Annotated in this window: 16 protein-coding genes and 1 riboswitch; of the genes, 11 read left to right on the top strand and 5 right to left on the bottom strand. The window is 63.6% G+C overall.

Features of this window, described 5'->3' with window-relative positions:
* Positions 1 to 1,018 (top strand): autotransporter outer membrane beta-barrel domain-containing protein (locus LB551_RS26955; RefSeq protein ID WP_224661088.1); only part of this gene is annotated, 1,018 nt, incomplete at its 5' end.
* A 111-nt stretch (positions 1,019 to 1,129) separates the two neighbouring features.
* Here LB551_RS26955 and LB551_RS26960 read toward each other — a convergent pair.
* Positions 1,130 to 1,753 carry a LysE family translocator gene (locus LB551_RS26960; RefSeq protein WP_224661089.1) on the bottom strand — a complete coding sequence of 208 codons (624 nt, stop codon included), beginning with the start codon at positions 1,751 to 1,753 and terminating at the stop codon, positions 1,130 to 1,132.
* Between the two features lie 147 nt (positions 1,754 to 1,900).
* Positions 1,901 to 2,263: a hypothetical protein gene (locus LB551_RS26965; RefSeq protein WP_224661090.1), complete on the bottom strand. Its 363-nt coding sequence runs from the start codon at positions 2,261 to 2,263 to the stop codon at positions 1,901 to 1,903.
* On the opposite strand from LB551_RS26965, the gene LB551_RS26970 reads away from it, so the two are divergent.
* From LB551_RS26970 to LB551_RS26995, 6 genes are all read left to right on the top strand, one after another.
* A complete protein-coding gene (locus tag LB551_RS26970) occupies positions 2,262 to 3,029 on the top strand; it encodes a L,D-transpeptidase (protein ID WP_224629275.1) in 768 nt (255 codons plus the stop codon). The genes LB551_RS26965 and LB551_RS26970 overlap by 2 nt on opposite strands.
* 110 nt (positions 3,030 to 3,139) lie before the next feature.
* On the top strand, positions 3,140 to 4,306 hold the full coding sequence (locus tag LB551_RS26975) for a diphosphate--fructose-6-phosphate 1-phosphotransferase (protein ID WP_224661091.1): 1,167 nt from the start codon (positions 3,140 to 3,142) through the stop codon (positions 4,304 to 4,306).
* Positions 4,307 to 4,394: 88 nt separating this feature from the next.
* A complete protein-coding gene (locus LB551_RS26980; RefSeq protein WP_224661092.1) occupies positions 4,395 to 5,114 on the top strand; it encodes an MBL fold metallo-hydrolase in 720 nt (239 codons plus the stop codon).
* A 196-nt stretch (positions 5,115 to 5,310) separates the two neighbouring features.
* Positions 5,311 to 6,858, top strand: a complete 1,548-nt coding sequence (locus LB551_RS26985) for a DegQ family serine endoprotease (protein WP_224661093.1) — start codon at positions 5,311 to 5,313, stop codon at positions 6,856 to 6,858.
* A 162-nt stretch (positions 6,859 to 7,020) separates the two neighbouring features.
* Entirely contained in the window at positions 7,021 to 7,632 is a 612-nt protein-coding gene (locus LB551_RS26990) for a molybdopterin-dependent oxidoreductase (RefSeq protein WP_224661094.1), read from the top strand.
* A gap of 113 nt (positions 7,633 to 7,745) precedes the next feature.
* Entirely contained in the window at positions 7,746 to 8,447 is a 702-nt protein-coding gene (locus tag LB551_RS26995) for a ferredoxin reductase (protein WP_224661141.1), read from the top strand.
* Between the two features lie 123 nt (positions 8,448 to 8,570).
* Here the strand turns inward: LB551_RS26995 and LB551_RS27000 are convergent, their stop codons facing one another.
* Both LB551_RS27000 and LB551_RS27005 read right to left on the bottom strand, forming a co-directional pair.
* Positions 8,571 to 9,671, bottom strand: a complete 1,101-nt coding sequence (locus LB551_RS27000; protein ID WP_224661095.1) for a hybrid-cluster NAD(P)-dependent oxidoreductase — start codon at positions 9,669 to 9,671, stop codon at positions 8,571 to 8,573.
* 19 nt (positions 9,672 to 9,690) lie between these two features.
* Entirely contained in the window at positions 9,691 to 10,938 is a 1,248-nt protein-coding gene (locus LB551_RS27005) for an aromatic ring-hydroxylating oxygenase subunit alpha (RefSeq protein WP_224661096.1), read from the bottom strand.
* Between the two features lie 130 nt (positions 10,939 to 11,068).
* Positions 11,069 to 11,271: riboswitch (cobalamin riboswitch) on the bottom strand.
* 480 nt (positions 11,272 to 11,751) lie between these two features.
* Here LB551_RS27005 and LB551_RS27010 point away from each other — a divergent pair.
* From LB551_RS27010 to LB551_RS27025, 4 genes are all read left to right on the top strand, one after another.
* Complete coding sequence (locus tag LB551_RS27010) at positions 11,752 to 11,949, top strand: DUF680 domain-containing protein (RefSeq protein ID WP_140643974.1); 198 nt, start codon at positions 11,752 to 11,754, stop codon at positions 11,947 to 11,949.
* Between the two features lie 70 nt (positions 11,950 to 12,019).
* Positions 12,020 to 12,226, top strand: a complete 207-nt coding sequence (locus LB551_RS27015; protein WP_140501222.1) for a DUF680 domain-containing protein — start codon at positions 12,020 to 12,022, stop codon at positions 12,224 to 12,226.
* Between the two features lie 69 nt (positions 12,227 to 12,295).
* A complete protein-coding gene (locus LB551_RS27020; protein WP_140550375.1) occupies positions 12,296 to 12,502 on the top strand; it encodes a DUF680 domain-containing protein in 207 nt (68 codons plus the stop codon).
* Positions 12,503 to 12,573: 71 nt separating this feature from the next.
* Positions 12,574 to 12,810: a DUF680 domain-containing protein gene (locus LB551_RS27025; protein ID WP_140550374.1), complete on the top strand. Its 237-nt coding sequence runs from the start codon at positions 12,574 to 12,576 to the stop codon at positions 12,808 to 12,810.
* Positions 12,811 to 12,906: 96 nt separating this feature from the next.
* Here LB551_RS27025 and LB551_RS27030 read toward each other — a convergent pair whose 3' ends face one another.
* Positions 12,907 to 14,019 (bottom strand): ABC transporter ATP-binding protein, encoded by a 1,113-nt coding sequence (locus LB551_RS27030; RefSeq protein WP_224661097.1) that lies wholly within the window; start codon positions 14,017 to 14,019, stop codon positions 12,907 to 12,909.
* Between the last annotated feature and the right edge of the window lie 19 nt (positions 14,020 to 14,038).

The raw sequence follows: 14,038 nt of genomic DNA on the forward strand, positions 1-14,038 counted from the left end.
GCCCCCGCCCCCGCCGGTCCCGACTGTGGTGCCCGATCTTCCGACGCCCGCGGCAGGGGAGGAAATCCTGCTCTATCGCGTCGAGGTGCCGGTCTATTCGGCGGTGCCGCCTGTGGCCGAGCATCTGGCGATGACGACGCTTGGCACGTTCCATGAGCGGCGTGGCGAACAGAGCCTGTTGTCGAACACCGAACTCTCTCCGGTCTGGGGCCGCATCTACGGCCAGGACGCGAAGATGGGTTGGTCGGGAACTGTTTCGCCGTCTTTCGACGGCACCCTGTTCGGCTTCCAGGGCGGCTTCGACGTGTTTGGCCGGGAAACCGCGTCAGGGGGCGTCGATCGTGCCGGCCTGTTCATCGCCTATACCAGCATGAACGGCGATGTGCGCGGCCAGGCGCTGGGGCAGAACGATCTGGGCGTCGGCGACATCGATCTCGGCGGCACCAGTGTCGGCGGCTACTGGACCCGTATCGGTCCCGGGGGCTGGTACCTGGACGGCGTCGTCATGGCCACTTTCTTCAGCGGCGATGCCACCTCGACCCGCGACATCGGCATCGATGTCAAGGGAACCGGCGTCACCGCTTCGCTGGAAGGGGGCTACCCGATCGCGCTGGCGCAAGGCTGGACGCTCGAACCGCAGGCGCAACTGATTTGGCAGCATCTGTCGCTCGACGATGCCGAGGATCGCTTCGCGTCGGTTTCCTTCGATCTCGACAACAATGTCACCGGGCGCCTCGGCCTGCGCCTGCAGGGCGAAACGACATTGAACGGCACCGCGCTGCAACCCTACCTCAAGGCCAATCTCTGGCACGGTTTCGGTGGCACGGATCACGTCAACTTCGACACCACCGACATCGCGACCGAAAGCCGTTCGACCTCGTTCGAATTCGGCGGCGGCGTGATCGCCAAGGTGACGAACAAGGTCAGTCTCTTCGCCACCGGCGACTACACCACCAACCTCGGCGGCGACAAGCGGCGCATCCTGGAAGGCAATCTCGGCGTCAGCATCAAGTGGTGAGGCGCCAAGCTGCGCGCTGTTTTCGTGCGTAAAGTCGGCGCTGCCCCTCATCCGCCGGCAGGAAGGTGAGGGGCCCCCCCCACGCCGCGCCAGTGCGAATCCAACTCGATCTCAACTCCCAGAACGCATTGCCACCGTGGCGATGCCGGCGCCGACCAGCAGCGTGCCGCCTGTGCGGTTGAAGACGCGGATCGCCCTGGGGTTGCGCACAAGGTTGCGCGCCCGCGACGCGATCAGCGCGTAGCCGGAGGCATTGGCGAAGGCGAGCGCCAGGAAGGTCGTCTCGAAGATCAGCATCTGCGTCCAAAAATCGGCGTGCCGGTCGAGGAACTGCGGCAGGAAGGCGACGAAGAAGGTGATGCTTTTCGGGTTGAGCGCGGTGACCAGCCAGGCATGACCCGTCATCCTGGCGGAGGACACGGCATCGGTGCGCGGCTCGGCCTTGAGCGCGCCGCCGGCGCGGAACAGTTTTACGCCGAGATAGACCAGATAGGCCGCGCCGATCAGCTTCAGGATCGTGAAGACGGTGGCCGAAGCCGCCAGCAGGGCGCCGATGCCCAGCATCGACAAGGTCATCGCCGTGAAGTCGCCCAGCGCCACGCCGACAGCCATCGGCAGTGCGGTGCGCCAGCCCTGGCCGAGCGCATAGGACACGACCAGAAGGATGGTCGGTCCCGGAATGACAAGGAGAATGGTCGAGGCGGCAGCGAAGGCGGCCCAGTTTTCGAAGGACATGCTCGTCTCCCTTGAGCTCAAAGAAGAGGATAAATCCTTGGGCCCGGGAGAATGTAAAGAGGTTTGTTCCACGCAACGCCGGACGGAGAACCGCCTCGCATATTCCTGAAACCGCCGGCATTCAATGCCGCCAATGGCAACTCGGCGTCACTTCGCGCCGCCCAGCATGGCCACGACATCGGCAAGGCTGACATTGGCACCGAGAACTGTGGCAGCCGCGACAATGGCCGCGGCAAAAAGCTTGATGTCGGTTTTTAAGGTCTTGCACATGGAGCCCCCTCGCTGGTCACCAGGAGAGGTAGGAAGCACCGGTGCCGGGATTATGACCCGACCGAGGTGATTTTGTGCAGGCGACGCTGGTTGGCGATCACGGAAGGGCGCAACGGCGTCCAGCCAGCCCGCAAATGCAGGCAGGGCAAGGCCTTCACGCTTTATCAACCATGAATGATGAAAATGCCCGTCATTCGGCCGGACGGTGCTTCCCGCCGACAGCGTAGGGTTTGGGTACATGCGTGAGTTGCCGCAAGGTCTGAGGCCGCCGCGAAACGGCGAAGCAATCGAAACCGATAGTCTTCTCTCCCGCCGCGCCGTTTTATCCGGGGCGGGGGCATTGGCCTTGCTCGGCGCCGCCGGCTGCTCGACTTCGGGCGGCGGCCTGCCGGCGCTCGAGCTCGACGACACGGTCACCGGTTCGCTGCGGCCGATCCGGCCGAGCATCAGCGTCGACAAGAACATCACCAGCCCCGACCTCATGTACGCATCCCTGAGCGACGGCGGCTTCAATGTGCCCGAGGTGCCCTACCTCAAGATCAAGCCGGAATTCCGCCGCCAGATCGTCGTCGACCAGACGGGCGAAGCGCCCGGCACCATTGTCGTTCATCTCAACGAGCGCATGCTCTATCTTGTCCAGCCGGGGGGCGATGCCATCCGCTACGGGGTCGGCATCGGCAAGGACGGCTTCCGATGGTCCGGCCGCGCCAACATCCAGTACGGAAGGGAATGGCCGACCTGGACCCCGCCGCCGGAAATGATCGCCCGCAAACCGGAATTGGTAAAATGGCAGGGCGGCCAGCCCGGCGGCCTCACCAACCCACTCGGTGCGCGCGCGCTCTATATCTATCAGGACGGCAAGGACACCGGCTACCGCATCCATGGTTCGCCCGAATGGTGGAGCATTGGCCAGGCCATGTCGTCGGGCTGCGTGCGCTTGATCAACCAGGACATCATCGACCTCTACAGCCGCGTTTCCAAGAAGAACCCGGTCGTCGTCGTCTAGCTAATGCCTCACCTCCCGGCCGCCGGCGTGGCCGGTCGTTTCTGCCGTTGCGCGATGGCCAAAGACAGGCGAAGGTGCCTGAAATTCAATCGCCCGGGAGAATTTCACCAATGGCCGGAACTTTCGTCATCGCGCAGGGCGGCGGCCCGACGGCCGTCATCAACCAGACCGTGGTCGGAGCGACGCTGGAGATCCGCAAGCGGCATCCCGGCGCCAAGGTCCTGGGCTCCATCCATGGCGTGCGCGGTATCCGCGACGGCAATTATGTCGATCTCTCCGCCGTCCCGGAAGACCGCCTGCGGCTGATCGCCGGAACGCCGAGCGCGGCCCTTGGCTCGACGCGCGACAAGCCGGATGCAGCCTATTGCGAGGTCGTCCTCGACGGCCTGAGGAAGGCCGGCGCGGATGCCTTCATCTATATCGGCGGCAACGACACGTCGGGCACGCAGCAGATCCTGACCGATGCCGCCGGCGGCAAGATCGCCTTCGTCCATGCACCCAAGACCATCGACAATGATCTAGAGGAGAACGACCACACGCCTGGCTTCATTTCGGCGGCCGAGTTCGTCGCCGGCGCTTTCCTGTCCGTCGATCTCGATTTCCGCGCTCTGCCCGGCATTTATGTCGGCATCGTCATGGGCCGGCACGCCGGCTTCCTCACGGCCGCGGCCGCGGCCTGGCAGCTCGATTCCGACAGCGGTCCGCATCTCGTCTACGTGCCGGAGCGGCCGTTCTCGGCCGCCGCCTTCATCGAGGACGTGCGCGCCACGCTCGACCGTCACAAGCGCTGCATCGTCGCCGTCTCGGAAGGAGTCAGCACCGCTGACGGCAAGGCGCTGGTTGAAAGCCTGGTGCCACCGGAAAAGCTGGAGCGCGACCAGCATGGCAACGTCAAGCTGTCGGGCAGCGACCTGCCGGCAGCACTCGAGCGGGCGCTCGCCGAAGGGCTGCCGGGCAAGCGGGCCCGCGTCGATGCGCTGGGCTACATGCCGCGCGGCTATGTCGGCGCCATCAGCGCCGTCGACGCGCAAGAGGCGTTCGACGCGGGGGCTTTCGCGGTCACCGTGGCCGAACAGGGCGGCGGCTCCGTGGCGCTGCAATATGACGGCACCAAAACCGTGCTGAAGAAGGTGCCGCTAAAGAACGTGGCCGGCAAGACCCGTCACATGCCCGATGACTTCATGAAGCCGGACGCCAACCATTTGTCCGACGCCGGCATGGCTTACCTGAAGCGGCTGGTGCCGGAAAAATACAAGGTCGGAAAGCCCTTCGTCTGATGCCGGGATCATACCTGATGCCAGGCTCACACCTGATGCCAGGCTCACACTTGATGCCGGGCTCACACTTGATGCCGGCCAGCTTCTGATGGAGAACTGGTTCAGCAGGAGCATCGTCGACGACAAGACGACCATGCTGACCGAGCCGTTCGTGCATGCCTATGTGCGCGCCAACATCTGGCACCTCACCGGCCGTGATGCCGACCTTTTGGTCGATACCGGCATGGGCATCCGCCCGCTGGCGCCGGAGATCGAAACCCGGGCCGGCAAACCGCTCATCGTCGTCGCCACCCACATCCATCTCGACCATGTTGGCTCGCTGCATGAATTCCCGCTGCGCGCGGGACCGAGGATGAGCGCCGCGCAATTCGAGAGCATGGATGAGGCGGCGACCTACGCCTACATGTTCCATGACCTCGACGGCGCCGTCTCGCAACTGCCGGCGCCGGGCTGGAAGGCTGCGGATTACAAGATCCCGCCAGCGCCGCTGACGCGCACCCTCGATGAGGGCGACGTCGTCGATCTCGGCGACCGCCAATTCCGCGTGCTGCATCTGCCCGGGCATTCGCCGGATTCGATCGCGCTGTTCGACGAAGCAGACGGCTTGTTCTTCAGCGGCGACGCCATCTATGACGACCGGCTGATCGACGACCTGCCGGACTCCGACAAGTCGGTCTATCGCCTCACCATGCGGCGGCTGCTCGACCTGCCGATCCGCATCGGCCATGGCGGTCACGGCCCGAGTTTCGACGGCGAGCGCATGCGCGAGATCGCCTCGGCCTATCTCAGCCGAGCGGCTGGTCCATAAGCCGGCTCTAAAATTAAATCTTCGTAAGGTCGCCCGAAAACCCTAAATCCGAGCCAATCCGCACCCTAGATGCTGGTTTGTCGATCCGGCCGGCTGCCATGCGCGGCGAGACAGGCAATCCGGCTGTCGACAGCCGACGGATGTTTCCCAGAACCATCCGCGGCCCAGGATCAACTCTCGCCCGGACAGAACGACCATGTCACCTCTCGATATTCTTCGCAGACATCGCGTCGCCGCCCTGCTGGGCGCCGCGCTGATCATCTCCCCCGTTGTCGTCTCATTCGCTCAGAATTCCGGCGGTGCCGCCACGAGCAACGCGGTTGCGACCACCCAAACCCCGGTTCCCGGGATAACGGCTCCCAACGGTTCGTTCGCTCCGGTCGTGGCCACGGCCAAGCCGGCTGTCGTGACCGTCACCACGGTCATGAAAACACAGTCGGAAGCAATGAGCGACGCTTCGCCCTTCGATGGCAACTCGCCCTTCGACGACTATTTCCGCCAGTTCTTCGGCGATCAGGGCATGCCGATGCCAAAGACGCCGCCGCAGCGGCAGGGACCGAGGTCCGAAGCGCTCGGCTCCGGCTTCATTGTCAGTGCCGATGGCACCATCGTCACCAATAATCACGTCGTCGACGGCGCTTCCTCGATCAAGGTGACGCTCGACGACGGAACCGAGCTTCCGGCCAAGCTCGTCGGCCGCGACGCCAAGAACGATCTCGCCGTGCTCAAGGTCAAGGCGAGCAAGCCATTGCCGACCATCAAATGGGGTGATTCCGACAGGCTGATGACCGGCGACCAGGTGCTGGCGATCGGTAACCCTTTCGGCATCGGCACCACGGTCACCGCCGGCATCGTTTCGGCCCGCGGTCGCGATCTGCACAGCGGACCGTTCGACAATTTCATCCAGATCGACGCACCGATCAACCACGGCAACTCCGGCGGTCCGCTGGTGGATGTGAGCGGCCATGTCGTCGGCATCAACACGGCGATCTATTCGCCCAATGGCGGCAGCGTCGGCGTCGGCTTCGCCATTCCGTCCGACCAGGCCGAAAAGGTGGTCGCCAAGTTGATGAAGGACGGCTCCATCCAGTACGGCTATCTCGGCGTCGAGATTCAGCCGGTAACGCCCGATGTAGCCAATGCTATCGGCCTCGACCATGCCGGTGGCGCACTTGTTTCGCGAGTCAATGACGGCTCGCCCGCGGCAAGCGCCGGCATCGAAACCGGCGACGTCATCACCAGCTTCGCCGGTCAGGACGTGAAGGATCCCAAGGACCTGTCACGGGCGGTGGCGGACGTCTCGCCCGGCGCCAAGGAATCGCTTGAGGTCTGGCGCAAGGGCAAGGCCATGCAGATCTCCGTCGAGGTCGGGCGCAACGGCGACGATGTGAAGTCGGCATCGACCGACGACTCCGGCGCGCTGGGCGCCGAGCAGGGCCGACGCGCGCCGGCGATAGGCCTCGGCCTGATGGACATCACGCCCGACATTCGCCAGCAGATGAACCTCGCCGACAACGAGCATGGCGCGGTGGTCGCCAGCGTCAACCCCGACAAGCCGGCAGCGGCTGCCGGCATCCAGCCGGGCGATGTCATCGTCGCCGTCAACCAGGCTCCGGTCAAGAGCGCGAAACAGGTAACCCAAGCGATCGCGCAGGCCGGCAAGTCAGGCCGCAAATCGGTGCTGCTGCTGGTGGAACGAGGCGACGCCCAGATCTATGTCGCCGTGCCCTTCGCCAATGGCTGAAATATGGCCGTTGAGGTAAAGGCGGGGGCGGCAGGCTCGGTCGTCGCCTCGACGAGCCTGCCGCGCCCATCAAGATAAAGGTTGCCCGCCACCGCTTCTTCGAGAACACTGCATAAGGCCGACACAAGGCTCGATATCCGACGATGCAGGGGAATTGCCGCAATGGTCACGCGAGGTTTCTTTTCAGGGCGGCGTCCACCGACGGATGGCGACGCGCGCATCCCGCCCGGCCAGTATCTCGAGCAAGGATTTCCGGTGCTGTCGGCGGGACCGACGCCGCACCTGCGCACCGAGGACTGGTCGTTCACGCTGAAGCACGGACCGCGCCCGATCAAGAAGTGGAATTGGGCCGAGTTCAACGCCTTGCCGCTGAGCAAGATGACGCGCGACATCCATTGCGTGACCGCGTGGACCAAGTTCAACACGCCCTGGCAGGGCGTCCTGGTCGACGATATCCTTGCCGATGCCGGCATCGAGCCGCCGACCGCCTTCACCCTGGCGCTGTCCTTCGACGGCTACACCACCAACGTGCCGACAAAGGACCTCACCGCGGGCAAGGCGATGGTGGCGCTGCTTTATGAAGGCAAGCCGATCACGCCGGACCATGGTGGCCCGGCGCGGCTGCTCGTCCCGCATCTCTATTTCTGGAAATCGGCCAAATGGCTGAATGGCCTGCAATTCACCGAACGCGACGAGCCCGGCTTCTGGGAACTGCGCGGCTATCACATCTATGGCGACCCGTGGCGCGAACAGCGCTATACGGACGATCCATGAGCGAGGTGCCATCGGTACAATCACCTGGGCAGACGGAGTCGCCTGGGCAGACGGAGTCGCCTGGGCAGACGGAGTCGCCTGGGCAGACGGGGTCGCCTGGGCAGACAGCCAGGATCGTCCGCGTCGAAAAGCGCACGCCGCGTGTCACCAGCTTTTTCTTCGAGCCGTCGCGGCCGTTTGCCTACCGGGCCGGACAGCATGTCGATGTCAGATTGACCGCGCCCGACGGCTATCAGGCGCGCCGCGCCTATTCCATCGCCTCCGCGCCGGAGGCCGGTCCGGTGATCGAACTGGCGATCGAAAGGCTCGAGGACGGCGAGGTCTCGCCCTTCTTCCACGAGGTCGCCGCGGTGGGCGACGAGATCGAGCTGCGCGGCCCGCTCGGCGGACATTTCATCTGGCCCGATGACGATGAGGGACCGCTCCTGCTGGTCGGCGGCGGCTCCGGCGTCGTGCCGTTGATGTCGATGGTCCGCCATCGCGCCGCGCGACGATCGACAGTGCCCGTCGTCCTCGTCTTTTCGGCGCGCGTGTGGGACGAAGTCATCTTTCGTGACGAATTGATCGGCCTCGACGATCGCGGCAACGGCTTCAACCTTGTGCTGACCCTGACGCGTGAGGCTGCGCGCCGCCCGGCGGATTATTCCCGGCGGGTCGACGTCGCCATGATGGTGCGATCCATGGCGCGGCTGCGCCGGCCGCCCGGCCTCGCCTTTGTCTGCGGCTCCAATGCATTCGTCTCCGCCGCCGCCCAGGCGCTGATCGATGCCGGCGTTCCGGCGGATGTCATCCGGACGGAACGCTACGGCGTCTGAGATGTCCGCCTGGCGCCGCTCCTTGGCTGCGGCTGCCCGCGGGCTGGATTCTCGCCCGTCTCAGCCTTTGCAGCGGCGAGGATCCGAAACCCTCCTGGCAAGAAGAAGCGGCTTCGCCGCCGGTCACGCCTCGATGTCAAGCGCCGAAAGCGGCTTGGAGCAGCAGGCGAGGATGAAGCCATCCTCGATCTCGTGATCGAGGATGCCGCCATTGTGGCTCATCTCGACGTCGCCCGAGACCTTCTTGACCTTGCAGGTTCCGCACAGGCCGAATTCGCACGCGGCGGGGATTCTGACTCCCGAGGCGCGCGCCGTCTGCAGCACCGTCTGGCCGGCGACGCATGCGGCATCGACATCCGAAAGCAAGAACCGGACCGGCGTCGCGGCTTCGACAGGAATGGCCGCGCCGTCTCCAGCCGGCGAGGCGAACGGCGCCGGAATTTCCTCCGTCAGAGGCGCTGCAAAGCTTTCCTGATGGTATTTCGCCATGTCGAAGCCGGCGGCTTCGAGCATGCCGCGCACGGCACGCATGAAGGGGTCGGGGCCGCAGCAGAAGATTTCCCGGTCGCGGAAGTCGGGCGCCAAGAGCGGCAGCCGGATGGCGTCGATGCGGCCCATATGGCCGAACCAACCCTCCCGGCTCGACCGTTCCTCGATCATGAAGCCGAGCGACAGGCCTGGCATGCGGCTGCCGAGCAATTCCAGTTCCTTGCGGAAGATGATCTCTTCGGGCCGGCGCGCGCAATTGACGAAGCCGACATCGGTCCATGGCGCGCAGTCGTTCAGCCAGCGCAGCATAGACATCATCGGCGTCACGCCGGAGCCGGCCGAGATGAACAGATATTTGGCTGCCGGGTGGCTGTGCAGCGAAAAGTCTCCGGCCGGCCCATAGGCCTTGACGTGCGAACCGGGCCTCAAATGGTCGAACATCCAGCGCGTGCCGGTGCTGCCGGCCTGCGCCTTCACCGTCACCGCGATCGAGAACGGCCGCGAGGGCGAAGACGACAGCGTGTAGGTGCGCATCAGCGGCCCATCCGCTATCGGCAGTTCCAGCGTCACGAACTGGCCCGGCTTGTAGCGGAACCAGGTCTGGTTATCGGAGCGGAAGGTGAAGGTCTTTACATCAGGCGCCTCATCGCTCACGCCGATCACTTCCAGCACCTGGAGCCTGTCGTTCCAGGGCGTCATCTGATCGAGATGGCGATAGAGGCCGAGATCCGTCATCGCATTCATCCCTCACCTCTCAAGCAACGCTGCGCAGGGCCGGCCGGCCGCCTTCGGCGAGGCGCGGACCGATGAAACGCGCGTACCAGTCCACGAACTGGATGACGCCGCCTTCGTGCAGTTCGGAATAGGGGCCGGGTTCATAGGCCGGCGACAGGATGCCGAAGGCGTTTTCCTCGACGATGCGGCGGTCTTGGTCGTTGGTCTCGGTCCAGACATGGGTGAGCTCGGCGAGATCGTAGTCGACACCCTCGACCGCGTCCTTGTGAACCAGCCATTTGGTCGTCACCGCGGTCTCGGTGGCGCTGATCGGCAGCACCCGGAAGGTGACTGCGTGGTCGCCGAGGATGTGGTTCCAGGTCGTCGGATAGTGATAGAGCAGCAACGAGCCGATGCGGTCGGTGGCAACGCTGTCGGACAAGTTCTTCTTGACCGCGCGTTTTCCCGTCAGCGTGTAACTGACGGCATCGCGCAGCAGCGGCGCGCGGGTGGCACGGTATTGCCCGGCCGGGTCGATGCGGAATCTGCTCGGCAGGCCGGCGGCCTCGCATTTGGCCCAGTGAGCCAGCATCTCCGGGTCGCTGTCGGCGCCTTGCACGCCGGTCACGGTCGGCGCCTCAGGAAAGGTCTTGCAGAGCTCCGGATGGTTGCCGGCGCAATGATAGCATTCGCGGTTGTTTTCCCAGACCAGCTTCCAATTGCCCTTCTCGACGATGGTGCTCTCGAAGGCGACCTTTGCTTCGCGCAGCCGATGCGGCAGCAAATAGGGTTCGATCATCGTCCGCATCGGCACGAAATCCGCCGGCTCGTCGGCGAGGCAAATGAAGATGTAGCCGCCGACGCTTTCGTAGGCGACCGGCTTCAGGCCGAACTGGCTCTTGTCGAAACCCTCGGCCATCTGCCTGGCGAACAGCAGCCTGCCGTCCAGTTCGTAGGTCCACTGATGGTAGGGGCAGACGAGCTTCGCCGCCGTGCCCTTGTCGGTGTTGCAGACGCGGCTGCCGCGATGGCGGCAAGAATTGTGGAAGGCGTTGATGTTGCCCTTCTGGTCGCGCACCAGCACCACAGGATAGTCGCCGATCTGCACGGTGATGAAGCTGCCGGGCCTGGGCAGTTCGCAATCATGACCGATGAACAGCCAGTCGCGGTACCAGATCAGCTCCATATCGAGCTTGAAGTATTCGGCGTCGGTATAGAAGGGCTGCTCGAGTGAGAAGCCGTCCCTGCGGCCTTGCAGCCGTTTCAGCATGTCGTTGCGCGCATCCATGTCCTGTCCTCGCATTGAAGTCCTGTCCTCGCATTGAAGGACTGAACGGAGGGGAGAGAGGAAGGATCAAGCCGCGCGCCGGCTTGCGCCGGACATGCACCATCCGCCTCTTGACCGCCCGCCGCGATCAGTCGAGTCCAACATCTCAGGCTGGTTTCCGGGCTCTGGAGCTGTCCTTGCGGACTGTCGCGACACCTTCCCAGGCCTTTGCCCAGTGGTCTCCCGTCGCGACCTGAACTCCACCACCGTTGCGGGGGCAGCGCCGGATTCTGACCGGCTTCCCAATTCTCCGCCTCGTCGTCACGTGGCGGCACCCGAGATGGCAGGATCTAACCATGATCGCCGACTTGTCGTCGGCATGAAAACGACATCGCATCAATGCCGCGCGACACGCATTGGAAACGGTGCGGCCGTCGTTGAAGGGGCAGAAAGGCTCGGCTCGCCGCCTCGGAATTCAACTCGTGGCGGAGCCAAAAAAGGTTAACGGTTTCGAAAAGTGACTATTAGCGCCCTCTAAAATCGAACCGAACGGTTCGTTTCTGTTGACGATGCGTGCAGGACGGTGTGAACACTGCGCCTTCGACACAGTTGGTGATCGCACGATCAGTTTACCTAACTATCTGATAGTAAACGGAAAAAAACGAATGTAGAAGGCCCTGGCACAATTTCAAGTGGTGGAAACTTGGTCCACGCGGAAAAACTTCGTGATTGGAAATGGCGGTATGGCTTTCCCACATCGGGGCTGTCCGAACGACGCGATTTCCTCCCAAGACACGCCGCTAGACGGACGGGAAAAATACTGGAGTATCAAAAATGAAAAAGATCATTCTCACTGCCGCCGCCCTTCTGGCTGTTTCCGGCAGCGCCTTCGCTGGTAGCGACCACTATGGTTCGAATGCCCCTGCGGCCACCGCCGTCGACAGCTCGTACACCGCTTCGACCAAGAAGTCGGAACCGGCTGCCCAGACGCCTGTCCAGGGCGCCGATCGCAACCTCTTCGGCAACAACTAATAGCCGATCTCCAGTTGACGGCGGGCTTTTCCGCCGTCCTGGCGAAATTTGAGAATTCAGGAGACTTGAAATGAAGAAGATCGTTCTTGCTGCCGCCGCCGTTCTGGCCGTTTCGGGCAGTGCTTTCGCCAGCAGCGACAACTATGGCTCCAATGGCGCCAACCAGCCTGCCGTCACCTCGGTCGACAACGCGCACACGGCTTCGGTCCAGAAGTCCGCGCCGTCTGCCCAGGCGCCTGTTCAGGGTGCCGACCGCAACCTCTTCGGCAACAACTAACAGCCGATCTCCAGTTGACGGCGGGTCTTCCGCCGTCCTGGCGAAATTCGAAAATTCAGGAGACTTGAAATGAAGAAGATCATCCTTGCCGCCGCCGCCGTTCTGGCTGTTTCGGGCGGCGCTTTCGCCGGCAGCGACAATTATGGCTCCAATGGCGCCAATCAGCCCGCGGCCACGTCGACCGACAGCTCGTACACCGCTTCGACCAGGACGTCGACTCCGGCTGCTCAAGCCCCTGTTCAGGGTGCCGATCGTAACCTCTTCGGCAACAACTAACAGCCGATCCTTCAGCAGCTGGCGGGTAAGCCCGCCACTGCGGTGGAATTTGAGAATTCAGGAGACTTGAAATGAAGAAGATCATCCTTGCCGCCGCCGCCGTTCTGGCCGTTTCCGGCAGCGCTTTGGCCGCCAGCGACAATTACGGCTCCAATGGTGCCAACCAGCCTGCCGTCACCTCGGTCGACAAGTCGCACACGGCTTCGATCCGCGACAGCGGTTCGCCCGTCTACAAGCTGCTCAATTCCTCGGGTGACGTACAGAAGTCCGCCCCTCAGGGCAGTGACCGGAATCTCTTCGGCCACTAACAGCCGAAGCTGATATCAAACAGGAGCGGCGGGCTTTGCTCGCCGCTCCTGTTTTTGCGTGGCCGGCAATTAATTCATGCAATTCATGGCCTGCTCTCAGGCCGCCTTCGCTTCCGTCTCGTGCAGCGCGAAGGATCGCCCATCCGCGTCGAAGATATGAAGGTCTCCGGCGTCGGCGCTCAGCCGCAGCGTCGCCCCGCGCTTGACCTCGACATTGCCCGGCAGCTTGGTCACCAGCGGTAGGTCGGCGCGGCCGATGTCGACATAGACGAGTTGCACCTCGCCGAGCTGCTCGACATAGTCCACCGTCCCTTCGAAGAGATAGTCCGTGCCGCTGGCGATCGTCAGGTCCTCCGGCCGCACGCCGAAGCTCATCGAGGCGCCCTTGGCCGAGGCCGGCGTCGTGATCGGCACCGTAGCCTTGCGGCCGCCGACATGACTGATGACGGTCGGATTGCCTGATTTGTCGATGGTCGCCGGCAGGATGTTCATGGCCGGCGAGCCGATGAACTGGGCAACGAACAGATTGCCGGGTTTCTTGTAGAGCTCCATCGGTGTGCCGACCTGCTCGATATGGCCCTCCTTCAGCACCACGATGCGGTCGGCCAGCGTCATCGCCTCCACCTGATCGTGCGTGACGTAGATCATGGTGGTGTTGGGCATCGATTCCTTGAGCTTGGCGATTTCGATGCGGGTGGCGACGCGCAGCGCGGCGTCGAGGTTCGACAGCGGTTCGTCGAACAGGAACACTTTCGGGTTGCGCACGATGGCGCGGCCGATGGCCACGCGCTGGCGCTGGCCGCCCGACATCGCCTTGGGCAGGCGGTCGAGATAGTTGGTCAGCTGCAGGATCTCTGCCGCCTGGCGCACGCGCTTGTCGATCTCGGCCTTGCTTTCCTTGCCGATCTTCATCGAGAACGCCATGTTGTCGTAGACCGTCATATGCGGATAGAGCGCGTAGGACTGAAACACCATGGCGATGCCGCGCTTCGACGGCGGCACGTCGTTGACGACCTCGCCGGCAATTCTGAGCTCGCCCGAGGTGATCTCCTCAAGCCCGGCGATCGAGCGCAGCAATGTCGACTTGCCGCAGCCCGACGGACCGACGAAAACGATGAACTCGCCCGATTTGATGTCGAGGTCGATGCCGTGCAGAATATTGAGATTGCCGTATGATTTCTTCACTTGCCTCAGCGTGACATCGGCCATGTTTCTCTCCAGTGGTCCC

The organism is Mesorhizobium sp. BR1-1-2 (assembly GCF_020165435.1).
GTDB lineage: Bacteria > Pseudomonadota > Alphaproteobacteria > Rhizobiales > Rhizobiaceae > Mesorhizobium.